This window comes from Gluconacetobacter sacchari, assembly GCF_014174255.1.
Taxonomy (GTDB): Bacteria; Pseudomonadota; Alphaproteobacteria; order Acetobacterales; family Acetobacteraceae; genus Gluconacetobacter; species Gluconacetobacter sacchari.
In genome coordinates, this window is the sequence record NZ_JABEQJ010000111.1 from 1 (window position 1) to 541 (window position 541).

General features: G+C 60.4%; 1 protein-coding gene. It reads left to right on the forward strand.

The window, feature by feature from the left end; genetic code table 11:
* Positions 1-541: IS3 family transposase (locus HLH48_RS22890; protein WP_182999738.1), on the forward strand; the 541-nt coding region annotated here is incomplete at both ends.

The window sequence follows — 541 nt, forward strand, 5'->3', positions numbered from 1 at the left end:
GATGGCGAAGATGGGGCTGGCGGCCATCTACCAGCGACCGCGCACGAGCGATCCGCATCCCGATCATCGCATCTATCCCTATCTGCTGCGCAATCTGGAAATCACGCGCCCCAACCACGTCTGGTGTGCGGACGTGACCTATTTGCCGATGCGGCGGGGCTTCCTTTATCTGGTCGCCATCATGGACTGGGCAAGCCGCAAGGTGCTGGCCTGGCGGCTATCGAACACGATGGATGCCGTCTTTTGCGTCGAGGCCCTGGAGGAGGCGCTGGCCCGTTTTGGCAAGCCCGATATCTTCAATACCGACCAGGGCAGCCAGTTCACCAGCAATGCCTTCACCGGTGTGCTGCGCGCGGCCGAGATCAAGATCAGCATGGACGGCCGGGGACGCTGGATGGACAATGTCTTCATCGAACGGCTCTGGCGGTCTGTGAAGTACGAATGCGTCTATCTGCACGCCTTCGAGACCGGGTCTGAACTGCGTGCCGGCCTTGGCCGATGGTTCGCCTATTATGACAACCATCGTCCTCATTCACGCCTT